General features: G+C 47.9%; 26 protein-coding genes and 1 pseudogene. 12 read left to right on the top strand and 15 right to left on the bottom strand.

Going from position 1 to position 21,880, the window contains the following annotated elements:
• Nucleotides 1-231: 231 nt before the first annotated feature.
• Nucleotides 232-384 carry a hypothetical protein gene (locus B7992_RS16610; RefSeq protein WP_175547660.1) on the bottom strand — a complete coding sequence of 51 codons (153 nt, stop codon included), beginning with the start codon at nucleotides 382-384 and terminating at the stop codon, nucleotides 232-234.
• 45 nt (nucleotides 385-429) lie between these two features.
• Between B7992_RS16610 and B7992_RS06930 the strand changes: the two genes are divergently transcribed.
• The 6 genes from B7992_RS06930 (at nucleotide 430) to B7992_RS06905 (ending at nucleotide 5,969) form a co-directional block, all read left to right on the top strand.
• Entirely contained in the window at nucleotides 430-837 is a 408-nt protein-coding gene (locus tag B7992_RS06930; protein WP_141100397.1) for a hypothetical protein, read from the top strand.
• Between the two features lie 72 nt (nucleotides 838-909).
• Entirely contained in the window at nucleotides 910-1,260 is a 351-nt protein-coding gene (locus B7992_RS06925) for a hypothetical protein (protein ID WP_073159569.1), read from the top strand.
• Between the two features lie 78 nt (nucleotides 1,261-1,338).
• Complete coding sequence (locus tag B7992_RS06920) at nucleotides 1,339-2,595, top strand: hypothetical protein (protein WP_088665887.1); 1,257 nt, start codon at nucleotides 1,339-1,341, stop codon at nucleotides 2,593-2,595.
• Between the two features lie 61 nt (nucleotides 2,596-2,656).
• Nucleotides 2,657-3,271, top strand: a complete 615-nt coding sequence (gene hisH, locus B7992_RS06915; RefSeq protein ID WP_073159573.1) for an imidazole glycerol phosphate synthase subunit HisH — start codon at nucleotides 2,657-2,659, stop codon at nucleotides 3,269-3,271.
• 170 nt (nucleotides 3,272-3,441) lie between these two features.
• Nucleotides 3,442-4,290: a TIGR02147 family protein gene (locus B7992_RS06910; RefSeq protein WP_369680976.1), complete on the top strand. Its 849-nt coding sequence runs from the start codon at nucleotides 3,442-3,444 to the stop codon at nucleotides 4,288-4,290.
• Between the two features lie 101 nt (nucleotides 4,291-4,391).
• Nucleotides 4,392-5,969: a hypothetical protein gene (locus B7992_RS06905; protein ID WP_176421874.1), complete on the top strand. Its 1,578-nt coding sequence runs from the start codon at nucleotides 4,392-4,394 to the stop codon at nucleotides 5,967-5,969.
• Here B7992_RS06905 and rph read toward each other — a convergent pair whose 3' ends face one another.
• From rph to B7992_RS06855, 11 genes are all read right to left on the bottom strand, one after another.
• Entirely contained in the window at nucleotides 5,970-6,695 is a 726-nt protein-coding gene (gene rph / locus B7992_RS06900) for a ribonuclease PH (protein WP_073159577.1), read from the bottom strand.
• Nucleotides 6,696-6,802: 107 nt separating this feature from the next.
• Entirely contained in the window at nucleotides 6,803-7,654 is an 852-nt protein-coding gene (locus B7992_RS06895) for a prephenate dehydratase (protein WP_073159579.1), read from the bottom strand.
• Between the two features lie 41 nt (nucleotides 7,655-7,695).
• Complete coding sequence (locus B7992_RS06890) at nucleotides 7,696-8,346, bottom strand: C40 family peptidase (protein ID WP_088665885.1); 651 nt, start codon at nucleotides 8,344-8,346, stop codon at nucleotides 7,696-7,698.
• Between the two features lie 24 nt (nucleotides 8,347-8,370).
• Nucleotides 8,371-9,345, bottom strand: coding sequence for a biotin synthase BioB (gene bioB, locus B7992_RS06885; RefSeq protein WP_073159583.1), 975 nt, complete (start codon nucleotides 9,343-9,345; stop codon nucleotides 8,371-8,373).
• A gap of 185 nt (nucleotides 9,346-9,530) precedes the next feature.
• Nucleotides 9,531-10,046 (bottom strand): PaaI family thioesterase, encoded by a 516-nt coding sequence (locus B7992_RS06880; protein WP_073159585.1) that lies wholly within the window; start codon nucleotides 10,044-10,046, stop codon nucleotides 9,531-9,533.
• 25 nt (nucleotides 10,047-10,071) lie between these two features.
• The gene (locus tag B7992_RS06875; protein WP_073286153.1) at nucleotides 10,072-10,749 is read right to left on the bottom strand and encodes a type 1 glutamine amidotransferase; all 678 of its coding nucleotides are present in this window, start codon (nucleotides 10,747-10,749) and stop codon (nucleotides 10,072-10,074) included.
• Between the two features lie 395 nt (nucleotides 10,750-11,144).
• Complete coding sequence (locus B7992_RS17140) at nucleotides 11,145-11,648, bottom strand: His/Gly/Thr/Pro-type tRNA ligase C-terminal domain-containing protein (protein ID WP_254917645.1); 504 nt, start codon at nucleotides 11,646-11,648, stop codon at nucleotides 11,145-11,147.
• Nucleotides 11,645-11,887 carry a hypothetical protein gene (locus tag B7992_RS17135; protein WP_254917644.1) on the bottom strand — a complete coding sequence of 81 codons (243 nt, stop codon included), beginning with the start codon at nucleotides 11,885-11,887 and terminating at the stop codon, nucleotides 11,645-11,647. The genes B7992_RS17140 and B7992_RS17135 overlap by 4 nt, the downstream gene beginning before the upstream one ends.
• Nucleotides 11,888-12,199: 312 nt before the next feature.
• Nucleotides 12,200-12,445: a hypothetical protein gene (locus B7992_RS06865; RefSeq protein WP_088665884.1), complete on the bottom strand. Its 246-nt coding sequence runs from the start codon at nucleotides 12,443-12,445 to the stop codon at nucleotides 12,200-12,202.
• Between the two features lie 11 nt (nucleotides 12,446-12,456).
• Nucleotides 12,457-12,690, bottom strand: coding sequence for a hypothetical protein (locus B7992_RS06860; protein ID WP_088665883.1), 234 nt, complete (start codon nucleotides 12,688-12,690; stop codon nucleotides 12,457-12,459).
• Nucleotides 12,691-12,718: 28 nt separating this feature from the next.
• A complete protein-coding gene (locus B7992_RS06855; protein ID WP_088665882.1) occupies nucleotides 12,719-13,972 on the bottom strand; it encodes a toxin-antitoxin system YwqK family antitoxin in 1,254 nt (417 codons plus the stop codon).
• Nucleotides 13,973-14,489: 517 nt separating this feature from the next.
• Between B7992_RS06855 and B7992_RS06850 the strand changes: the two genes are divergently transcribed.
• Both B7992_RS06850 and B7992_RS06845 read left to right on the top strand, forming a co-directional pair.
• Nucleotides 14,490-14,681, top strand: a complete 192-nt coding sequence (locus tag B7992_RS06850; RefSeq protein ID WP_141100396.1) for a hypothetical protein — start codon at nucleotides 14,490-14,492, stop codon at nucleotides 14,679-14,681.
• Nucleotides 14,678-15,085 (top strand): putative toxin-antitoxin system toxin component, PIN family, encoded by a 408-nt coding sequence (locus B7992_RS06845; RefSeq protein WP_088665881.1) that lies wholly within the window; start codon nucleotides 14,678-14,680, stop codon nucleotides 15,083-15,085. The genes B7992_RS06850 and B7992_RS06845 overlap by 4 nt, the downstream gene beginning before the upstream one ends.
• A gap of 83 nt (nucleotides 15,086-15,168) precedes the next feature.
• Here the strand turns inward: B7992_RS06845 and B7992_RS17375 are convergent.
• Nucleotides 15,169-16,252: pseudogene (locus tag B7992_RS17375) on the bottom strand (aminoacyl--tRNA ligase-related protein); the annotation flags it as partial.
• Nucleotides 16,253-16,656: 404 nt separating this feature from the next.
• Between B7992_RS17375 and B7992_RS06835 the strand changes: the two are divergent.
• Nucleotides 16,657-17,331, top strand: coding sequence for an outer membrane beta-barrel protein (locus B7992_RS06835; RefSeq protein ID WP_088665880.1), 675 nt, complete (start codon nucleotides 16,657-16,659; stop codon nucleotides 17,329-17,331).
• A 230-nt stretch (nucleotides 17,332-17,561) separates the two neighbouring features.
• Here the strand turns inward: B7992_RS06835 and B7992_RS06825 are convergent, their stop codons facing one another.
• Complete coding sequence (locus B7992_RS06825; RefSeq protein ID WP_141100395.1) at nucleotides 17,562-18,392, bottom strand: hypothetical protein; 831 nt, start codon at nucleotides 18,390-18,392, stop codon at nucleotides 17,562-17,564.
• 197 nt (nucleotides 18,393-18,589) lie between these two features.
• Here B7992_RS06825 and B7992_RS06820 point away from each other — a divergent pair, with 197 nt between their 5' ends.
• On the top strand, nucleotides 18,590-19,429 hold the full coding sequence (locus B7992_RS06820; protein WP_088665907.1) for a TIGR02147 family protein: 840 nt from the start codon (nucleotides 18,590-18,592) through the stop codon (nucleotides 19,427-19,429).
• A complete protein-coding gene (locus B7992_RS06815) occupies nucleotides 19,426-20,679 on the top strand; it encodes an FISUMP domain-containing protein (RefSeq protein ID WP_176421872.1) in 1,254 nt (417 codons plus the stop codon). The genes B7992_RS06820 and B7992_RS06815 overlap by 4 nt, the downstream gene beginning before the upstream one ends.
• 81 nt (nucleotides 20,680-20,760) lie before the next feature.
• On the opposite strand, the gene B7992_RS16605 is transcribed toward B7992_RS06815, so the two are convergent.
• A complete protein-coding gene (locus B7992_RS16605) occupies nucleotides 20,761-20,943 on the bottom strand; it encodes a hypothetical protein (RefSeq protein ID WP_176421871.1) in 183 nt (60 codons plus the stop codon).
• Between the two features lie 45 nt (nucleotides 20,944-20,988).
• Here B7992_RS16605 and B7992_RS06810 point away from each other — a divergent pair, with 45 nt between their 5' ends.
• Nucleotides 20,989-21,867: a hypothetical protein gene (locus B7992_RS06810; protein WP_176421870.1), complete on the top strand. Its 879-nt coding sequence runs from the start codon at nucleotides 20,989-20,991 to the stop codon at nucleotides 21,865-21,867.
• The last annotated feature ends 13 nt before the right edge of the window (nucleotides 21,868-21,880 follow it).

Here is a 21,880-nt window from a genome sequence, read left to right as displayed (position 1 = left end):
TTGCCGCGTTGCTCGCCCCCTCACGTACGAAAGTACGCTACGGGGGTTCGCGCCTTGCACTGCTTGCTTCTAATCGCAAATTACATTTGCGTTTTAGAGAAATTGTGAATTGAAAAAATCCCGATGAAAGTCGGGATTTTTTTGTATTTGGGGGAGGTGGGCTTGCGCCTTGCGGACCACTACGGTTGAATTGAACGGAAATGACTTTGATAACCGTAGTCAAGCTCTAAGTCATTGTTGGCTGGCGTTGGGGTTGACGGTTTCGTCGTGCTCCTCGAATTGGCTCACTTTCTTGAACCAGTAGTCTTCACTGTTGATGGAGCTCATGTTGTTGATGATGGCGTCCAGATCCAATTCTTCATTGTTGTTGTTTTCGTTAGGCATGTGCTGAATATAGTATTATCTGTTTAATTTTGTATTTTTGCAGTCATGAACAAATTGATTTGGGGGTTAGTTTTGTTGATTTCTGTAGGGGCGGCTCAGGCTCAGCTTGTTCCCAAGGGTATGGCTATCTACGGCAGTGTGGACGGGACTGATGTTGTGCCGCAGGAGGAGTCTTCCTATGGGTCGGAAAATTCTGTGCCTGATTCGTTGCTGAACTGGAACGAAGACCGTGCCGTTTTTGCGGATAGTGTGTCCATTTACATGAAGGATTACAACTACAATATTGGCAATAAGCAGTTTGCCCGCTATGGTGGGATTTGTGGTAGGGCAGGGCTTGGTATCGCCCTTATCGGTATTGATATGCTGTCCGCGGGACTTGCCATGGATAAACGCAGTTTTGATAATGCGCTCAGTTATGGCGGTGTTGCAATGATTACGGGCGGAATTCTTTAAGCAGAAAAAGATTGATTACCAGCGGAGACATTCCGTTTTGCAGACAAATGACTATTAAAACGTGAGGTTTTTATGGCAGAAAAGATTTCTGAAATTTCAAAGGTGTATCACAAGGAACACGGCAACTGCGCTGTGTCTGTGACTTATGGTTATTGGCGTGCCCAGGGCAAGTCTGAAGCGGAAGCTCTGGAACTGGCCATGGCTGTAAAGCAGTTCAGTGGCGGTCGTGCTCCGGAGGGAACTTGCGGCGCCTTACATGCGGCAAAGCTGTTGGCTCCTGCCCAGTCTGATGCCATTGTGGAGTTCTTCAAGAACGGTGCCAAGGGCTGCACCCTGTGTAGTGAAATTCGCCCCAATGGGGTGATTCCCTGCAACCGCTGTGTGGAATTGGCGGGCGAGGCGCTGGACTCCTTGAATAAATAGGGCGGTCTGGGGTTTTATTTTGCGATTCCATTAAGTATCTTTGTGTCGGTGTTCGGGTATTTAGGAAAAGGAGACTTGATGAAGAATCGTTTTGGACTTTTGGCCCTTACGCTTTTTGTGGCGGGTTGTAGTTTTTTCGTGGCATGTGGCGAGTCAGCCTCTGAAGCAGAAAATTCGGATCCGGTTCCTCAGGCGGAATCTAGTTCTGCCATGGGAACGGCTGACCCCGCTGAAGTTTTTTCGTCGGCTGTAGTAGAAGTCCCCCAGACCTTGCCCTGCGCTCCCGAGGAGGAGGGCGGTTTTGTGTGGATCGAAACGGGTAAGAGTTATTACCGTTGCGAGTCCGGTTTGTGGACTGCGTATGACGTGGCGCCTCATAAGAGAGGTTTCGATCCGTGCCAGTTTAATTTTGGTGCGGCCTGGAGTACCGACAAGGAACGCGATTCTACGAATTACGCCGGCCTGGACTATATTGCGGTCTGGCTTGGTGATAACGATTTCTATAACGGCTTTGAAGAACGTATGGTAAAGATGAGCGTGGAAATTGGCGCGACTCCCATGATTTACGCTTACGTGATTGCCGAGTTCGACAAGGATCATGGAATTGACGACTGCAATATTTCCAAGGCAGAAAAGACCCATTGCTCCCATGGGGCCCAGATGATTCGCGAATATTTTGCGGACTCCATTTTGTATCGTTATGCGGCTTATGCCAACGGTATGCGTGAACAGCTGATTTACCGTCTGGAGGTGGATGCGGATACTTATGAATCCATCTGGCTGATTGAACCGGATTTTTATCAGTATTCCGAAACGGCTTCAAGGCAGAAGGAAAGATACGATGGAACTGTCCAGGAAGGAGGCGGCATTCCCGATTCCCTTATGGGCGTGTACTTCAAGCAGATCGTGGATACCATTCGTGCCTACTTGCCTGCGGCAAAGATTGCCATCGATATTTCACCCTGGATTGGCGATAAGGATACGGCCCTGTTTGCCCAGTGGTATTCCAACTTTGACATGAGTATCGTGGATTTTGCGGGAACTTCCGGCGGTTCGTCCCTGGCGACATCCGAGAAGATTGTGGCTGCCAATTCTGCCTCCTGGGCGAAGATTCATGAGGTGACGGGCAAGCCCATTCTTGCGGATGCGGGCTATGGTGCCGGTGGCGCAAGTAACGGCCACAAGAAGCCTTGGGATGATGTCCAGAACATCAAGGCCAGAATGGCCAACGGTGTTGTGGGTATTATGCAGATGAATGCCGCTAACGATTTCCCGGTAAGGGCTGATACCATCAGGCCGCAGCTGAATTATACGTTCCCCTGGTGCAATAACTAGGGCGGCACTTCGACGGTTTTAATCTTTTTTCTATCTTTGCGGTTGTAAAAACGAGGTTTCTATGTCTATTATCGTAGTTGACTACAACGCTGGCAACTTGACGTCTGTGATGAACGCTTTGGAACACATCGGTGCCGATGCTGTTTCTAGCCGCGATCCCGAAGTGATTGCCAAGGCTGATCGCCTGATTTTCCCTGGCGTTGGCGCTGCGGCTTCGGCTATGGAAACCTTGACTAGGACCGGAATCGGTGAGGCTATCAAGACGGTGGTGAAGGCCGGCAATCCAGTGCTTGGTATTTGTATCGGTTGCCAGATCATTCTGGAAGAATCCGAAGAAGATGGCGGTGTCAAGACTTTGGGTCTGATTCCCGGCAAGGCTGTGCGCTTTAAGGATGAACCGGGCCTGAAGATCCCTCACATGGGTTGGAACCAGGTGGAATTTACCCGCGAACACCCCATTATGAAGGGCATCGCCAGCGGTAGCGATTTCTACTACGTTCATTCCTATCACCCGGTGGTGCCTGCGGAGTATAGCTTTGCTGAAACTACTTACGGCACCCAGACCTTCCAGGGCCTTATTGGCAAGGATAACCTGATTGCTTCCCAGTTCCATCAGGAAAAGAGTGGTGATGTGGGGCTTGCCATGCTGAAGAACTTCTGCGACTGGAAAGTTTAATTCGCCTTAGCCAATTTTTTACTTTATAGTTAGACCGTGTTAATCCGCGGTCTTTTTTTATAATAAAAAAATATGGATTCTTGGTTAAGAGTCTGGTAGTTTACGTCTATTTTAATTGATAAAATAAATTTTGTATCATTGATTTATTGACGAATGATACAAAATAAATTATGTTTGCCTTCGCCGTCAAGGCAGGTAAATTTTTGAAGCCCATAACCGATTATCAAAGCTATCGCTGCTATATGCAGGAGTTTTATGAGGAGCGTAAGCGAACGGATTCGTTTACGTGGCGAGAATATGCCCGTCTGGCAGGGTTTTCTTCGCCTACCTACCTGAAGTTGGTTTGCGAGGGCAAAAGTAGCCTTAGCGAGGCGGGAATCGGCAAGGTGGCCGACGCCGTGGGGCTGAAGGGTTTTGATTACGTCTATTTCCGTTACCTGGTGCAGTTTAACCAGGCTAAAGATGACGAGTCCCGCAAGAAGGCGTTCGGTGCCATGCAGGAAGTGGCCAAGTCAAAAAAGATCCGCGTGCTGGATGGCGACGCCTACGCTTATTTTGAGTCCTGGAAGAATCCGGTGCTGCGTGAATTAGTGGCCATGATGCCGGGTGCCACTCCCGAGGCTATGGCAGCCATGTGCTGGCAGCCGGTAAGTGCCGACGAAGTCTGCGCTTCGCTTGATTTGATGGTAAAGTTGGGTTTGTTACAGAAGAAGGGCCGTAATGTTTATGTGCAGACGGATAAGGCTCTCGTGGGGAATTCCGATGCGATTCCCGTGGCTGTACGGACGATGCATCGGGAAATGGCTGCGCTTGCTCAAAAATCTATAGATGCGTTTGATGTGAATGATCGAAATATTATGGGTGTTACAATGAGTGTTGATCGTGAAGCTTACGAACAAATTGTGGAGGAACTGCTTTCGTGCCGACGAAAAATAGCCTCCATTGCCAATGCCAGCAGAAAGCCGGATCAGGTATATCGTTTGAACTTACAATTGTTTCCTTTGACAAAGAAAATCTAGAAAGCTGATTTGGGACGGCTAGGATGACTAAAAAAAATATTGCATTCTCTATTGTTTTAACTAACGCGTTTTTACTGGGTGGTTGCGGATCGGACCGCCACATGGTTTTTGACGAAGGATCCACCGAAGAAAACAATGCTTCTGTTGAAGTGGTCCACATTGAAGATGTAAACGTGGTGGACGTACCCGGAACATGGTCTATGTTGGATGGCGGTGAAGGGTCTGAAATTAAATGGGACGTTGACGGTGATAAAGTCTTTTCAAGGACTTGGCTGAAATCGGCTCAAAAGAAATGTGGCGGTTTCTGCGGAACGGTTGTTCTTGGAAAGAGCTCGTCTGACAAGGTGGCTTCCGTTGGGTTTAATCTGGATCTTTCCAAGGAACGGAATGATACGCTGGTTTTGGCGGATGTTTCGTCTTGGGGACAGTTGTGCGTGGAATATGCTTCTGGCCTGGATGTTCGCGTCGACCTGGAATCAATGGATTCGACAGGTGTTGTCGTTGAGGATTCTCCGACGGCCTTGTATAAAAAGACGTCTGGCGATTCGGTCGAAGTTCGTTGTGTTGGCTGGGAAAAATTCAAACCGAAAAAGTCCGGAAAAATTCCGGGTCTTGAAGCGGTGAAACGTCTGGTTTCCCTTTCGTTCTACTTTGAGGGGTCTCCTGGGATGAGTGGCTATTTTAACATCCGGAAGCTGGGGGCCCTGGTGGTCGGTAGTTTCAAGGAGACTCAAGAAGAAAAAATTGATGACCCTCCAGCAGATTCTCTAGCAGATTCACCAGTGGATGATTCTGTAAATGTTCCTGTAGATTCTTCTGGTGGAGATACGTTGCTTATTACGTCGGCGGAATCTAGCTCGGGAGAAATAGCGTCTTCGGCGGAGTCCAGCTCCGGAGAGATTGACTCATCAGCGGAAACTAGTTCGGCGGAATCGACCTCTTCGGCGGAATCAAGTTCGTCAGCGGACACAACCTCGTCAGCGGATTCAACTACGTCGTCGGAATCTAGTGTGGATGCGTTGATCACTCCTGCGAAACGGACGATTGATACAAATGATTTGGTGGAGTTATGGGATGGATCAATAAGTTATGAGGTAAAAACAGAATTTTGGGAAATGGATGAATACGGAGCTCCCTGGTATGCTTTTGATGATCATGTTTATGAAGGTTCTTCTACGATTACGTGGCCGGTCTCGTTAGGAGGCGGCTTTGATTCGGAATCTTTAGATGAAGTCATCGAAGAATGTCTGGGTATTTGTGGTACGATTGAATTTGGCGATGTGGCTAAAGGAAAACCACCGTTTGTGGGGGTTGGCTTTGACGTGAAGGGATCTTCTGATTTAATTGCGACGGCTAGGCCTGTTGATGTGACTCCCAAATGGGATGGCGTGTGCGTCGTGTACAAGTCCGACATGAGCGGAGCTATCGTTCTGGACCCGGGATTAGAAAAGGCGGGAACGATGAGCTTCCAATTGCCTGAGGCGGTTTTTGAAAGCTCTTCTGAAATTGTCCGTAAATGTGCTTTGTGGAGTGATTTTACCAAACCCGATTCAAAAGAACCTTCCGACGAAAACGTGGAAGAATCTTTGGCGTCCGTTAGAATCAAGTTTGACGGAAGCTCGGGTAGTGGTGGATCTTTCGCAGTCTATCGAGTGGAAGCTGTCAAAGTCACTGAATAATTACGGCAGTTCACCGCCAATCAGTTCCATCTGCTTTTTATAGATGTCCTTGCAGGCGTTTTCGCCCAGGTCAAGGAGGGTGTTCAGCATGGCGCGATCGAAGCTGGCGTGTTCGCCGGTGCCCTGGACTTCGATGAAGTTCTTGGCATCCTGCATCACCACGTTCATGTCGACGTCGGCTGCGGAGTCTTCTACATAGCAGAGGTCGCAGAGTGGCTTGCCGTTTACGACGCCGACGGAGATGGCGGTAATGGCGTGCTGGAGGATCTGTTCGGTGAGGCCCAGACGTTCCTTGATTTTCTTCAGGGCGATGGCCAGGGCTACAAATCCGCCGATAATGCTTGCGGTACGGGTGCCGCCGTCGGCTTCGATGACGTCACAGTCAATCACGATGGCGTTTTCGCCAAGGGCGGCCAGGTTTGCGGCTCCGCGGAGGGAACGACCTACGAGGCGCTGGATTTCCTGGGTGCGTCCGCTGGCACCTTTACGTTCGCGTTCGACGCGCTTGCCGGTACTCTGAGGCAGCAAGCTGTATTCTGCGGTAATCCAGCCAGTGCCGCGGCCAGCCAGCCAATCCGGAACCTTGGGGAGCAGGGTGGCGTTGCAGATCACGCGGGTGCGACCCATTTCGATAAGGACGGAACCGTCGGCGGAACTGATAAAGCCGGTGGTCATTTTCAGGTTTCTGTATTCGTCAAACTTTCTGTCGGTGCGTTCGTATGCCATAGAAAAATCCTTTTTCAATTATGATTTATGAATTATAAATTATGAGATTTAGTTTGGCGCCTACGGCGCGATTATTAATCTCGTACCTCGTAATTTGTAATTCGTAATTAGAACTTAAGCGTTTCTACCACGCCTTTCTTGAAGGTGCCAAGGATGTACACGAAGCTGGTGTAGTTTTTGAGTTCTGCCAAGGCGGCCTGAGCGTTCTCGTCCTTGATGTTTGCTTCAAAGGAAACGTGGAAGATGTAACCCCAGGGTTTATCGGGGTGGGGGCGGCTTTCGCAACGGGTCAAGTTCAGACCTCGCTTGGCGAAACAGCCCAGGGCGTTGTAGAGGGCGCCTACGGCCTTGTCGTCGGCCAGTTCGAAAAGGATGGTGGTCTTGGCGTTCTCGCTTTCGGTGAAGTCTGCGGGAGTTTTCTGGATAGCGTAGAAGCGGGTGAAGTTGGTTCCCTTCAGGTTTTCGAGGCCAGCCTTCAGAATGTCCAGATTGTAAATCTTGGCGGCGTATGCGCTGGCGATGGCGCCTTCGTCGCGGTTACCGCGGGCGGCCAGTTCTTCGGCAGAACCTGCGGTATCGAATGCAGGGATTGCCTTGATCTGGGGGTTTTCTGCAAAGAAGTGTGAGCACTGGGCCAGAGCCTGGGGGTGGCTGTAGACGCGCTTCAAGTCTTCAACTTTTACGCCGGGCATAACGCAAAGGGTGTGCTCGATGCGGAGCATGACTTCGCCAACGATGCGGTGACGCCACTTGTAAAGCAGGTCGTAGTTCGCTTCGATGGAACCTGCCGTAGAATTTTCGATAGGGATTGCACCGCCGTCGGCTTCACCAGTTTCAATGGCCTGGTAAATTTCTTCGAAAGTGTCCATGGGCAAAGTTTCGATGTCTTCGCCAAAAAGGTAGTGGGCTGCGCAATCGCTGTATGCGCCCTTGCGGCCTTGGAATGCAATTTTCTTCATGACGTTAAGTTAGAAAATTTGCGGTTCCTGTTGCGAACCCCCTATTTAAAACGCTTGGCTCCCTTGTACTTGGGACTCCAGTATTTGTCGTTCATGGGGCTGATCATTACGCCCTTGCTGGTGCTGGCGTGGGTAAACCGGTCGCCGCTCATGTAGATGCCAATGTGGCTGATGCCCCAGAAGTCTCCGAAGAAGACCAGGTCTCCTTCCTTCAGGTCGCCGCGGCTCACCTTCTTGCCGCGTTCATCCTTGTAGATGCCTTCGGCGTTATGTTTGAGGGCGATGCCGTAAAGCTCCTTGTAGATGACCATGACGTAGCCGGAACAGTCGATGCCCGATTTGCTGGTGCCGCCCAGTTTGTAGCGGGTTCCCAACCAGGGCTTGATGACCCCTTCTAGGGTGGTTGCCTTCTTGGGGGTGGCGCGTGCTACTTCTTTCTTGTTGATGGCGGCGTGGGCCTTGGCCGAGGAATTCTGACGAGGCGGTTTTACCGTGTCTTGGGGAGTTGTTGCTGCTGTTGCGACAGCTGCAGGTTCAGAGGTGGTCTGTGGGGCTGGCTGCTGAGCCTGCGCTGTTCTAGCGGGCTTGTAGCCTCCAATTCGCCGATCGTACCCAGTACGAACAGGAAAGGAGCAAGCCGAAAGGAATGCCAGGGTTAAAGCAAGAAATAGAATATTTCTCAGGAGAGCCATCAAGCGAAATCTAAATATTTTTCGCTAGTCCAGGAATCCGTGAGGTTCGAATCCGAGGCTCTTTACCAATTCGAAATCGGTGGCGCTGTTGACTCCGGCGGTGGTCAGCATGTCGTCGGTGATGGTGGCGTTGGCTCCGCTCTTGAATGCCTTTGTACCGTAATCGCCTAGAACGCCGCGGCCACCGGCCAAACGCAAATAGGCCTTGGGATTGATAAAGCGATAGATGGCGACGATTCTGCAGAATTCGTCGTTGGTCATCTTGGGCAGATTTTCGAAAGGAGTTCCCGGAATGGCGTTCAACACGTTGATGGGGGTGGACTTGGCACCCAGTTCGCGGATGTCGATGCACATGTCGATGCGGTCTTCCATGGTTTCGCCAAGGCCCATGATTCCGCCGCTGCAAATTTCAAGGCCTGCGGCTACGGCATTCTGCAACACTCCGATTTTGTCATCGTAAGTGTGGGTGGTGCAAACGTCAGGGAAATGACGGCGGTAAGTTTCCAGATTATTATGGAAACGGGAAAGGCCCGCTGCCTTCAATTGATCAAACTGCTCGCGGTTCAGAAGACCGCTGCTGAGGCAAACGCTAAGCCTGGTTTCTTTCTTGAGGCGACGAATGGTTTCGCAAATCTGTTCTACGTCATTCTTGGTGAGAGTTCTGCCGGAGGTGACGATAGAATAGCGGGGGATGCCTGCGGCTTCCTTCTTCTTTGCGTCGGCTACGATTTCGTCGGCGCTGAGCAACTTGTATTCCGGAGCGCCGGTGTGGTAGTAGCTGGACTGTGCGCAGTACTTGCAGTTTTCGGAACAGCGACCGCTGCGGGCGTTGACGATGGAGCAGAAGTCGAAATCGTTGCCGTGGAGTTTTTCGCGGATTTCGTTGGCGGCGGCGGTCAATTCTTCCAGGTCAGCGTCAAGTAGCTTGATGGCATCTTCACGGGTGGTAACGTAACCATCATTCAAAATCTTGTTTTTCAGTTCCTGGACGAAAGACATAAAAACTCCTTGGTTCGCGGCATGTCCCGACGGCTCAAAATATAGAAAAAGGCGAGTGTCGCGACAGAAAATTTATTTTCTGGCATGACCTAGCCGCACTATATGCACTGGAAGAGTGCCATATAGAAAAAGGCGAGCTGTGCCCGCCTATACTATTTCTAATGCACGGCGATAACCGCACTCTATTAGAAAGAAATTTCCTTTACACCATCCTCGATGAGGTAAGGCATTTCTTCGTGCATGGTGACGCCTTCTGCAATCTTGCTCATGTCCAGATGGATGTAGTTGATGTCGCCATCGGCAAGGACGGTTCCGCTCATATCCATGATGCTGGCGTGGGTGATAAAGAATCGGGGAGTGATCTTTACGATCTCGCCGCGGCCGATCAACTGTTCGCCATAGGGAACGGGTTTGCGGTACTTGGTTTCAAGGGACATGGTGACGCCCCAGATAGATTCGTCGCCGCCTTCCTTGGCCCACACTGCGCGAAGTCCCATTTCGTCTAGCATGGCGGTAATGAGGCCTCCATGAACGCGACCGGGATAACTCTGATGCTGTTCGCGATACTGGAACAGACTCATGACGCTTCCGTCTTCCATATTGTAGAACGGAGCGCGGACCCCGTATTCGTTGTCCAGTCCGCACATCATGCACATCTTGCTGTTGTGCTGCTTGCTAACCACTTTGATGATGTTACTCATTCTAAAACTCCGTATCCTGTTGCGATTACTTTTTGGCCAACATAAAATCCAGGATCTTTACCAGGGTGTCGTTGTTCTTGCCGATGTTTTCGGCGCATGTTTTTCGGATGTCCTCGACGCTCTGAACGTACTTGCAACCGGATGCCGATTCAATTTCTTCGGCCCCGTTTTTCAACATGCTTTCCATAGATTCCAAGGTGGTTTCCAGATGGAACTGCAATGCCAATGCGCTGCCCAGGCGGAATGCCTGACGGGGGCATGCTTCGCTACGGGCCAAGGCTACGGCCTGTTTGGGAATGTCAAACGTTTCGCCATGCCAATGGAATGCTGTCATAGATTCGGACATTCCGTTTTCCCATTCCACGGGGAACCAACCGATTTCCTTTTCGGGGCTTCTGCGGATGGCGGCACCGAAAGCGCTGGCAATCATCTGCGCGCCCAGACAGATGCCGAGAATGGGCTTGCCCAACTGAACCATGTCGCGACACAGTTCCTTTTCACGAACGAAATAAGGATAGTCGGCTTCGTCCAGGACGCTCATGGGACCGCCCATCATGATGGCGAAATCCACTTCGTCTTCGTGGGGAATCCTGTCACCGGCGTAGAGACGGACTACATGAACTTTATGACCCTTGGCCTGCAAATAGGGGAGAATGGCTCCCGGGCCTTCGTATTCCACATGCTGAAAAATATAGACGTCCATAAAAATACCTTTGACCGAAATATAATAAACGCCTGTAATGTCAAAAATTAAAAGCAGGATTCCGAATAGTTCAATTGCATTTGTCTGTTGGAGGAGTAGAGCGTGTCTATGGTACAAGAACCATTGGTGGAAACATTGACATTATTTTTTTTTCGGAGAGACTTGATTCGTATCTCTCCTGAATATCTTCGCAATAGTCTAAAATTGACTCTCTGATATAGCTCTTGATTTTGTTTAAGCTAAGCCCTGTTTGGAATTTCTGAATGAAAACCTGCTAACATGATTGACGAAGGGTAAAGGTAGTTAATGAAATGCAAAAAGTCCCCGAGGCGTAACCTCGAGGACTTTTTAATGTCAGAGTCGCGACGGATGCCGCGGCTTTCACTTGCGTTTGACTAGCGAACGACCTGGCGATCAGCTTCGGTCATAGCCAGGAATTCAGCGACGGTCATGGAACCCTTATCGCCTTCCTTACGCTTGTTGACGGAAACCTTGCCTTCGGCCATTTCCTTCTCGCCAACGATGATCTTGTACGGAACCTTCTGGAGTTCGCACTGACGGAACTTGTAGCCCAGCTTTTCGTTGGATTCGTCGATGTCGCAGCGGACGCCGGCGTTCACCAGTTCGCGTTCCACCTTGTGGGCGTATTCAGCGAACTTTTCGGAGATGGGGAGGACGCGTGCCTGGACCGGAGCGAGCCACAGCGGGAAATCGCCCATGAATTCTTCGATAAGAATGCCCAGGAAGCGTTCGATGGAACCCACGGCTGCGCGGTGCAGCATAACGGGGATGTGCTTCTGGTTGTCCTTACCCACATATTCAGCACCGAGACGCTGGGGCAGGTTGAAGTCCACCTGGATGGTACCGCACTGCCAATCACGGCCGAGAGAGTCCTTCAAGGTGAATTCAAGCTGGACGCCGATGGCGTCCGCTGCTGCCCTCGGTCATGCCGAAATGCAAGCATTTCGTCGCGACGCTCGGTTTGCAAGCTTTTCGGGCCGTAGAAGGCGCCTTCGCCCGGGTTCAAGATGTAGTCGAGGCCAGCAAGCTTGGTGGCTTCTTCGAGAGCGGCTTCAGCCTTGTCCCAAAGTTCGTCAGAACCCACGCGGCGTTCCGGACGGGTAGAGAACTTCACCACGATGGAATCGAAACCGAAGTCGTGGTAGATTTGACGCCTACGGCGTCCGCGGCGGCGCCTCGGTCATGCCAAAATAGCGTAGCGCAAGCATTTTGTCGCGACACTCGGCTTGCACGCTTTTCCTTCACGAGGGCGCAGAAGTCGGCCACTTCGCTGGCGATTATTTTGAGCGTTCCCCACTTCGTGGGTCGGGCTATATTCTGGGGGTGATCGGCTGCGCTTACGCTTGCCACTCACCTCCCAGAACCAAGCCTCGCTCCGCGAGTCTTGTCCCCAAGGGGTCACTATCCCTAACGCGAATGCGGATTTTTGCTATCTGTCGCCATATTTCTGACGGTTCAATTCATCTCGAATTACATATTTTAAACTTTCGAAGTATTCCGCATCGTCTTTTGCTTTAAAGCAAAAAGCAATTGCAATAGGAGCATAAACAAAAAAGAGTATTGCTATAATTCGTAAGAAAAAATAACGTCCCATTTCAGAAAACCCTGTGATGCATCCTGCTGCTATACATCCTGCGATGAACGCGATTGTGAAAGTTGTAACGTATTTGGACATTTTTTCCTCATTTAATATTGATTTTCTCGTTTAACTTTTTCATTATAGGCTTTGCATTGGAAAAAGCCCATTAATGCCCAAGCGGGTCCTGCTAACCAAACAAGGAATCCCAAATCGGCGTTTATGGCGACAGCATAAAGGATGATTACAGCAATCGCTCCAACCCATCCTCTACAATAAAGACTGCCGATTGGGGCGAAGAATAAATTCAGCAGACTTGCTGCAGCAACAGATTTTTCTTTCATAATATTTACTCCTGTATTTTTAGTGGTTTTAATTACATTCCATATTTTCTGCTCCTGTTTTCTGGACTTTTCCGTTTTTGGAAAAACATTTCTTTTCTGATACAGCGTCGCCGTTTTCGTATGTAATGGTACTCTTTAATTTACCATTAGGGTAAAACTCTTTGACCATCCCGTTCAAAATTCCGTTTTCGTAGGGGCTCTCCTTTGACTTTTTATTTAAGCCTATATGATTGCCGTCACTATCACAGGGTCCGTAGAAAAGTGTTTCAATACCTTGTTTTTTCCCGTTTTGGAACAAAGTCTGTTCAATAACAAAGGCTTTGCTTTCATATTTTTTTGCACAACGGCATTTCTTTTCTATTCGTTCATAGCAATCCGACAAACATCCGAATATTGGCACGTGCGCTGCAGCGCAACTCAGTCCCAAAACAGGCTTCGTCCAATCGGAATAGTTTCCATATTGCGTAGAACTTTCTATTTCTCCATTCTTATATAGCGACTCTTTTGTTTTATTACCTTGTTTGTCATATTCAGTAGCAGTTCCATTTAGTACATCATCAGAAAATAAAAATACTTGTTTCAATGAGCCGTCTTCAAAATATGTTTTTTCTTCTCCGTCTTGAATTCCATTTTTGTAGGAAACCGTCTTGACAAGTTTTTCATCGTAATCGTAAAATTTAGACAATCCATTCAATTTACCTTCAGAAAATGAACGAATTTCAGACAGCCTGTTGTGATCATAATTTCTTTCATTGCCATCACGCAAACCATTTTTGTACATAATGCTTTTTACAAGATTTCTATTTGAGTAAATTTCGGATATTCCGTTTAACAAACCCTCGCTAAAAGATCGGTTCATTTGCAATCGATGTGAATGTTTTCCATAATCATATGCAACTTGTCCATCCTTTGCAAACCATCTAGAACGAACTTTTGTTGTTATTTCTACGGCTTGGTAACCCTTGCCAGTCGCAATGCATGAATATTCCAATTTATCCGAATGCAATGGAGGGTTAGGCGACTTATTTTGTCCTGTAAAAGTATATTCAAAATAGAAATGACACGTATCCTGCAATAACGAATCCTTATTGTCTATTTTTTTTACAATCCAATTTTTTTGAGCGATAGAATCTAGTTCTGTTTGAGTAAAATTCTTGACCATAGAAGACATGTCCATATCGCAAGGATAAAAATCTAGGGGTATGCACTGCTGAGTTGCCGGTTTGTCATTAGCCATTGCAAAGATGCATAGACTTGCCAAAACGATAAGAATCTTTTTCATTTGTATTATCCTTTAAAAAAAATCGTCCTTTAGGGCAACCTCAAGCGGACTTGCGGCGACAATCAGCGCATAAAAAAAGGCGTGGTGTCGTTGGATCCGAAGCAGAGGCCCTAGACAAAGCCTGTTCATGAATCTACAAACGACCCACGCCCCAGTGGGGGCGTGAGCATCTGCATCTTATTCTCATGAACTAAAAGAAATTGTCTAGGTTTCTGCGTCAAGAACAAGAGCGTTGCTCTACTAAAATGTTATTTCGTTTTCTATGTGCTTATAAAAACTCCATTTATTATGTTTTTAAATATATATAAAATCATAAAGTTCAGTTTCTTTCATTGGCTGCAGAACCGTTCTTATTTTGCAATTTCCATTGAAAACTGTCGAAATACTGTAGCTGAATAGCCCTTTTAATTGAAAAAAGATGGTGAAAAAGGGCTTTTTATGGTGTTTCAAATCAATCAGCGGGGGGACATTGTTGGCGTTTTTGAAGAAAAAATGTATTTTAAGGGCGAGGATTTTTATGGAAGATCTTGTTCTGACAATTCCGACCCAGGATTTGGGTATCATGGAAACGCTAGCGAATCGCATGGGCTGGACCGTGCGGTCAAAGCGGAGCATTGTCCAGAAATTCGTCGATTCATGTCCCAAGACTCCGATGATGACTGATGAAGAAATCGCCGCTGAAGTCAACGCGGTCCGTTACGGGAAATGAAGGTCCTGTTCGACACAAATTTGTGGATATCATTCATGATCGGCAAGCGGCTTGCTTCGCTTGCCGATGTTTTATGCCGTAATGATGTTCAGGTTTATATGAGCGAGCTGTTGCTAGATGAAATTCAAACTGTGATAGCTCGTCCGAAATTTAACGTTATTATTTCTCAAGAATCTCGGCAAGCGTTTGTTGATATGGTAGATAATGTTTGTCATTGGACTCCAATCACAAAACAAGCTGAATCACCTATTAGGGACATTAAGGATCTCTTTATATTGTCAATGGCAGAAAGCGTTCCTGTTGATTTCATTATAAGTGGCGACAAGGATTTGACGGAACTAGAAAGCCATGCTGGAATACCAATTCTTTCGTATTCGGAGTTTTTGAATAAATTAGATTTATAAATGAAAAACGCAGGCTCGGGGAGTCTGCGTTTCAAATTTAAAAGGCGATGCCGGAACGGTGTCCGGCATGACATATTGGGCGATTAGCGAACAACCTTGCGGTCGTCTGCAGTCATAGCCAAGAACTCGGCGACGGTCATCTGACCCTTGTCACCTTCCTTACGCTTGTTGACGGAAACCTTGCCTTCGGCCATTTCCTTTTCGCCAACGATAATCTTGTACGGAACCTTCTGGAGTTCGCACTGACGGAACTTGTAGCCAAGCTTTTCGTTGGATTCGTCGATGTCGCAGCGGACGCCGGCGTTCACCAGTTCACGTTCCACCTTGTGGGCGTATTCAGCGAACTTTTCGGAGATGGGGAGGACGCGTGCCTGGACCGGAGCGAGCCACAGCGGGAAATCGCCCATGAATTCTTCGATAAGAATGCCCAGGAAGCGTTCGATGGAACCCACGGCTGCGCGGTGCAGCATAACGGGGATGTGCTTCTGGTTGTCCTTACCCACATATTCAGCACCGAGGCGCTGCGGGAGGTTGAAGTCCACCTGGATGGTACCGCACTGCCAATCACGGCCGAGGGAGTCCTTCAGGGTGAATTCAAGCTTCGGGCCGTAGAATGCGCCTTCGCCCGGGTTCAGGATGTAGTCGAGGCCTGCAAGCTTGGTGGCTTCTTCGAGAGCGGCTTCTGCCTTGTCCCAAAGTTCGTCAGAACCAACGCGGCGTTCCGGACGGGTGGAGAACTTCACCACGATGGAATCGAAACCGAAATCGTGGTAGATTTGACGCCTTCGGCGTCCGTGGCTGCGCTCGGTCCTGCCAGTCTGCAAGCAGCCTGTCGCGACACTCGCTTGCACACTTTTCCTTCACGAGAGCGCAGAAGTCAGCCACTTCGGAAGCGATCTGTTCTTCGGTACAGAAGATATGAGCGTCATCCTGAACAAAGCCGCGGACACGCATCAAACCGTGCATGGTACCGGCAGGTTCGTAACGGTGGCACTTACCGAATTCTGCAAGACGCATGGGGAGGTCGCGCCAGCTGCGGAGACCGGTGTTGAAGATCTGAATGTGGCAGGGGCAGTTCATGGGCTTCACAGCCATTTCAACGTCGCCAGCCATGGTCTTGAACATGTTTTCGTTGTACTTGTCAGCGTGACCGGACTTGATCCATAAAGTCTTGTGGCGACTTCGTCGCCTCCCGCATCGGCTCGGCTATGGGCAAACGCGTTTGCCCGCAGCACTCGCCTTGGGCGGTAGTCACGATTGGGATGCAAGCATCCCAGCTCTTCGGCTCGGCAATGGACAAACGAGTTTGTCCGCTGCTCTCGCCTTGCATCGCTGTCCGGCGTAATCACTTCCAGGTAGCCGCGATATCTGCTTATTATGGGCGTTCCCCACACTATCGTGTGGGGCGGGCTATATTGCAAGGCTACCCGTGCGCACCTGCGGCACGCCCGCGCGGCTCTTGCAACCAAGCCTCGCTTCGCGAGTCTTGTCCCCAAGGGGTCACTATCCCTAACGCAAAACATCTTCATGCTTAAATTGATTCTTTTGAAGAAATTATATTTTCAGCGGAAATGAAAAATTGTATATCGATAAAATTAGCGTTGATCATAACAGTCTTGGCCGCTTTTTGTCATGCCAGCGACGTATCTAATCGTTTTTTCAGGCTCGGTACTAGCATTGGCCTTTCCTACGATTTTTTGATCGGTAAAGAGGGAAATCTGATGGATTCCAAGGATTTCAATGGACCAGGTTTTCTGCTCGCAGTCAACACCATCTTTAATTTTCAGGATTTGCCGGCACTTCGCACAGGGCTAACATACAATGTTCGCTTACTCAAGAACGATGTTGGGTTCACAGACGAACTCCTTGACCGCGATACCTATGTAAAATACGAAACGGTCAGTTTAGGAATCCCCGTTCTTGCTCATTTCCAAACTCAAAGTCCATTTTACTTTGATGCAGGATTAACCTTCGCGTTCATCATAGACGCAAAGGAGGCTCATTATTGGACCAAAGGCAGCGCCTATGGCTTCGGAACAAAGTGGGATGGCGCGGGTCTTTCCTTTTGCGACATACAACTCACTGCAGGAACAGGAATCATACTCGGCAACCGCTTCGAATTGGGTTTGCAAACGTTATTCGGTTTAACAACTGTCTTGGATGCAAGCGAAATAAACGAGCGATATGATGACATCAGCGTGCATCTATTGTCATTTAGCGTAGCACTCGGCTACTATTTCATCTAGCGAAACCAGGAAAAAATTGTTTTGGCTTGACAAAACTGTCTTCTCGCTTTTGGGATTGAGCCATCTTTTTCTGAGCTTCTTCATCGGTGTCATAGGACCAGACTGAAGACAATCCGCAAATACTGCGGTTGCCCCGGTGGTTGCTTTCATGGGCAAAAGCTAGACCTGCAAGCAAAAGGATTACGGAAACAGGAAGCGACAGACATTTCATAAACGACTTTTTTATCAAATCATTTAAATTTCGTTGTCATGTCAAGTGTATCGCCACGGCCATATTCATCGCGATACACCAACTTCCAAGAAATAGTCGTATCGCGAAAAGACTTTGACGTATTGTTGTATAGAACATATTGTATTTGTTTGGGTTCATTAGGCAAACTATAATAGAAGCAGGCCCCCCGATCATAAGTAATACGCGTTTCAGCTTTTGAAATCCCGCATTTCTCGGTTCCCGTGGAGTCCCGGTATGCAAGCAAGCCAATAATTTTGCTGTAATCCGAGCGGTATGTTCCAAGCCTGTACTCATCTGTTTTCAACAAGGTTAAACTGTCGGGAAGCCCTACCGCTTCAAGAAAATAATTCGACGAATAACTAATCAGCAACTTGCAAGTTTCCCCTGACAATTCCGAGAAAAGACTCTTTACGGAATCGCGATTGAATTCTGAAATTTTGGCATAGGGTATGTAGTCCATTCGCGCATTCGGCCCAAAATTCAAATCCGCAACAGTCGTATCATATAAAGTATCTTTTTGCAAACAAGGAATTTCAACTTTATTAGAATCATAACAAATCTCTATATAGGACGTATGAAAAATGTAACAATCCACATTTGTCACTTGGGTACACGAGAAAGTCGAATCACCGACATGGCAATTAGACGCGTTCCACACAGAAGTATCCCCCTGTGGCCCAAGGATGCGATACATTTGAACATGCTTTAACACATAATCGTCTCCTTCTTCGACACTCTTTGCATCTGCACTACTAGATTCCGCCGAACATGCCGCCAGAACAGCAACCATACATAGCAGAAATAGGGTTTTATCAAAAGGACTTTTCATCAAAATAGCCTCCGAAGACCCACTCTCAGAAATATACCTAATTTGGCGGCGGCATGACGGAACCTCACAAAATCACGTTTATTGCTGTCGGACTTTTTATGAAACACATTTGTATCATATTTTAAAATCAGACGAAAAATTTGTAAAAAACGCCGTTTTTGTTACGTATTCGACATTTTTGTTTTATTTTTATAAGTATGAAGCCAATCACCGAATATCAGGATTACCGCAAATACATGCGAGACTTCTATGCCGAGCGCAAGAGGAGTTCGTATTTTACGTGGCGAAAATTTGCAAGCCTCGCAGGTTTCGCGTCGCCCGCATACTTGAAACTGGTAAGCGACGGGAAGACAACGCTCAGCAAACCGGGAATCGCAAAGGCCGCACGAGCCATGGGGCTTGAAGGATTTGACTACACCTATTTCGCTTTGCTTGTCAAATTCGGGAATGCAAAAAACGAGAGCGAGAAAGAAGCCGCACTCCAGGAAATTGAGCACGAAGCGCACATGAACAAGATTCGCGTCATCGACGCGGACGCATACCGCTATTACGAAACTCCCGACTGTCCCATCATTCGCGAGCTCGCGCCCCTCATGCCGGGTGCCACGCATGGCGAAATTGCATCCAAAGTAAGGCACGGCGTCACGGCTGCCGAAACCCAGGACATCCTGCAATTCCTCGTCAAGGCAAACTTGCTCATAAAAAACAGCGACGGAACCTACGAGCAGACTGAAAAAGTCGTCAAAGGATCCAAGGAGACCATTCCCCTTGTCATCCGCACGATGAACAAAAAGATGTCAGAACTCGCACTGCAATCCATTACAAAAGATTCCGTAGAAGAGCGCAACTTTTCCGGCATCACCATGGGTATAGACAAATTAACCTACGAGCGCATCATCAAAGAAACAGACGCATTCCGCAAAAGAATTATATCCATGGCAAGCGAATGTCAAAAAATAGACCAGGTCTACCAAATGAACTTGCAGATATTCCCTCTTACAGACAAGATAACACCAGAATCAAGGAAAGGAAAATGAACATGAACAAGGCAAAACTCCTAATCGCTTTATCAGCAACCCTATTCTGGGCTTGTTCAGAATCCACGAGCGAGGCAGGAATCACAGAAATCGAAAATACCATGGCACAAGGCGAAAGTTCCTCAAGCGGTAACGACTCGGAGAAAATTCCATCAAGTTCGTCACAACAGGAAGGCGCCGACATATCGTCGTCCAGCGAACAGATTACGAGTTCGTCAAAACCGGAAGAATCCGACATATCTTCATCTAGCGGCAAGCCCGCATCGTCCAGCCAACAGAGCGTAAGTTCAAGCAGCGAGTTTTCAAAAGCATTTGCCGCAGATACAAAGAACGGCTATAAGCTAGGCTCGTGCCTTGCAGGTTTGGGCGATGAACCGATTTTGGCAAGACCCGCCGCAAAAATCACAACACTTGCAGAAGCCACTCAGGAAGAAACGCCCGAAGCATACATGCTTAACGACGGCAACGGAAATTACCAGGTATTCGTCTTGAAAGTGATGGACCTCTGCTATGTCGAGGCGGATCTCCTGACAAAACGTTCAGGCGACACCTTGGAAATCGAATATGGCCCCGACCGTGTGGAATCGACATGCACGTGCTATAGCGACCACTGGTTCGATATTGCCCCCGAAAACAAGGACATCAGGTATTTCAAGTTCAGCGGAAAAATCTACGAAATTGACCCCGGCCCCGCTCCAGGACCTTCGAAAGAAGTAAAAAAAGCAGACGAAGGCCCTGAACTGACAGATGCCCGAGACGGACAAGTTTACAAGACGATTCAACTCGGCGAACAGACCTGGATGGCCGAAAATCTCAACTTTGAAATTGAAGATGGTGTCCAAAGTTGGTGCAACGGAAATAAAGGCGAAAACTGCGATAAGTACGGTCGTCTATACACACTCGCCGCCGCAAAGACAGCCTGCCCACCCGATTGGCACTTGCCTTCAGTTGATGAGTGGCCCACAAAGGGGAATGGTGGCTACTCGGCGTTTTACGCTTATGGCGTTGAGGGTTGGGGAAATGCAAAAGACGAATACGGGTTCGCAATTTTGCCCGCAGGGAACTATCAAGCAGAATTCCAAAATTTTCTTGAGCCGGGCCTTTTAGCATTCTTTTGGACATCCACAATAGACAAACTCAATCATAATTGTCCTAAAATGATTCATGTTGGCGACGGTTCCGAAGGAATGGTAAGCGTCTGTAGCGACAACGAAAACGACGGATTATCAGTCCGCTGCGTAAAGGACTAGATTTACAATATTATATTTATAGCCATGAACATAAGGCTGCGTAAAATTCTGGGAAAAATATTCCTTTCTTCTACCGCGTTTCTATGGTTCGGATGCGATAACGGCTCTACTGATGATGGTCTTTCCTTCAAGTATGACACTTCCATCAATTACGACGAAAATTTCTTCGCATTGGATTCCATTTCGGACTGTGCCAAGACCCAAGTCGATGTCGAGGAAATCGAAAGTCAAGATACCGTATTCATCGAAAATGACAATGGGCAAAACAGAATCTTTTTTCCTACGCAAATATACTATTCAAAGGATAATGTGAAATCCATTGGTGTCCATATCAACGAAGACACCTTGACTGTTGCTCTGATTGAAAAAGAAAAGACCCCAAATATTAGCCTTGATTGTCCCGTTAGAGTCTATGCAACTCAAATAAACGATGCAGACCTGAATGGCAAGATTCTTAAAATACAATATACCGGAAAATTGCCGCTCGTTTATCGCAAAAACGCATTGTATGGTAGTTCAACGGAATGCCATAGTGAAATTCAATGTGAAAATATGGATGAATCGGACATCAGCACATGGGCATTCACTGTAAAAGATTCCGTCGGCAACGATATAAAATACATCACCGACACAAGATATGTTGAAAAGAACAGTTGGGGACAAGGCGACTATACAACGACAGAAACATTCACAGTCAGAAAAGACGGTTCAAGAAAAGTCAGACACGCGATGCAATACTCGAATGGAGACACACTATGGAGAAAAGAATTTTTTGAGGCAACTGTTTCAATTTGCAAGGAAATGGTCGAAAATCAATGTTGTAGAAATCCCGAAAGATGCATTATACATGAAGAAGATGCTTTGAAGATAAACTGTTACGCCACATTCTTACCCCTTGAAACAGGCGATTCTTTGAAGATTGCTGAATGCGAAAATGGGCAGATGTTCCTTTATGAACCTGATGATATTTTTTGGAGAGATGACAAGGATATTCCCGAAGGGGTCGAACGTAATTTCACGCCAAAAGAAAATGTTGGTGTAAATTGTGAAAGGGAACTATCGTGCTATGATGGATATGACGCGCAAGGAAATCCGTTTGGGGATTGCGCTTACACACCATTTTGTCCGCCGAAGCCTGTGATAGTAGAAAAGGCAGAAAACAAGGTTTCGAACAATGTCTTATGGTAGATTGTTTGTGGTT

It is taken from the genome of Fibrobacter sp. UWH1 (assembly GCF_002210365.1).
Taxonomy (GTDB): Bacteria; Fibrobacterota; Fibrobacteria; order Fibrobacterales; family Fibrobacteraceae; genus Fibrobacter.
The sequence above is the reverse complement of the archived record's forward strand: the minus strand, read 5'-3'. Positions and strand labels throughout refer to the sequence as shown.

Coding starts and splice junctions, on each gene's coding strand:
- B7992_RS16610 (WP_175547660.1), bottom strand. CDS start 384: ATGCCTAACGAAAACAACAACAATGAAGAATTGGATCTGGACGCCATC.
- B7992_RS06930 (WP_141100397.1), top strand. CDS start 430: ATGAACAAATTGATTTGGGGGTTAGTTTTGTTGATTTCTGTAGGGGCG.
- B7992_RS06925 (WP_073159569.1), top strand. CDS start 910: ATGGCAGAAAAGATTTCTGAAATTTCAAAGGTGTATCACAAGGAACAC.
- B7992_RS06920 (WP_088665887.1), top strand. CDS start 1,339: ATGAAGAATCGTTTTGGACTTTTGGCCCTTACGCTTTTTGTGGCGGGT.
- hisH (WP_073159573.1), top strand. CDS start 2,657: ATGTCTATTATCGTAGTTGACTACAACGCTGGCAACTTGACGTCTGTG.
- B7992_RS06910 (WP_369680976.1), top strand. CDS start 3,442: ATGTTTGCCTTCGCCGTCAAGGCAGGTAAATTTTTGAAGCCCATAACC.
- B7992_RS06905 (WP_176421874.1), top strand. CDS start 4,392: ATGGTTTTTGACGAAGGATCCACCGAAGAAAACAATGCTTCTGTTGAA.
- rph (WP_073159577.1), bottom strand. CDS start 6,695: ATGGCATACGAACGCACCGACAGAAAGTTTGACGAATACAGAAACCTG.
- B7992_RS06895 (WP_073159579.1), bottom strand. CDS start 7,654: ATGAAGAAAATTGCATTCCAAGGCCGCAAGGGCGCATACAGCGATTGC.
- B7992_RS06890 (WP_088665885.1), bottom strand. CDS start 8,346: ATGGCTCTCCTGAGAAATATTCTATTTCTTGCTTTAACCCTGGCATTC.
- bioB (WP_073159583.1), bottom strand. CDS start 9,345: ATGTCTTTCGTCCAGGAACTGAAAAACAAGATTTTGAATGATGGTTAC.
- B7992_RS06880 (WP_073159585.1), bottom strand. CDS start 10,046: ATGAGTAACATCATCAAAGTGGTTAGCAAGCAGCACAACAGCAAGATG.
- B7992_RS06875 (WP_073286153.1), bottom strand. CDS start 10,749: ATGGACGTCTATATTTTTCAGCATGTGGAATACGAAGGCCCGGGAGCC.
- B7992_RS06865 (WP_088665884.1), bottom strand. CDS start 12,445: ATGTCCAAATACGTTACAACTTTCACAATCGCGTTCATCGCAGGATGT.
- B7992_RS06860 (WP_088665883.1), bottom strand. CDS start 12,690: ATGAAAGAAAAATCTGTTGCTGCAGCAAGTCTGCTGAATTTATTCTTC.
- B7992_RS06855 (WP_088665882.1), bottom strand. CDS start 13,972: ATGAAAAAGATTCTTATCGTTTTGGCAAGTCTATGCATCTTTGCAATG.
- B7992_RS06850 (WP_141100396.1), top strand. CDS start 14,490: ATGGAAGATCTTGTTCTGACAATTCCGACCCAGGATTTGGGTATCATG.
- B7992_RS06845 (WP_088665881.1), top strand. CDS start 14,678: ATGAAGGTCCTGTTCGACACAAATTTGTGGATATCATTCATGATCGGC.
- B7992_RS06835 (WP_088665880.1), top strand. CDS start 16,657: ATGAAAAATTGTATATCGATAAAATTAGCGTTGATCATAACAGTCTTG.
- B7992_RS06825 (WP_141100395.1), bottom strand. CDS start 18,392: ATGAAAAGTCCTTTTGATAAAACCCTATTTCTGCTATGTATGGTTGCT.
- B7992_RS06820 (WP_088665907.1), top strand. CDS start 18,590: ATGAAGCCAATCACCGAATATCAGGATTACCGCAAATACATGCGAGAC.
- B7992_RS06815 (WP_176421872.1), top strand. CDS start 19,426: ATGAACATGAACAAGGCAAAACTCCTAATCGCTTTATCAGCAACCCTA.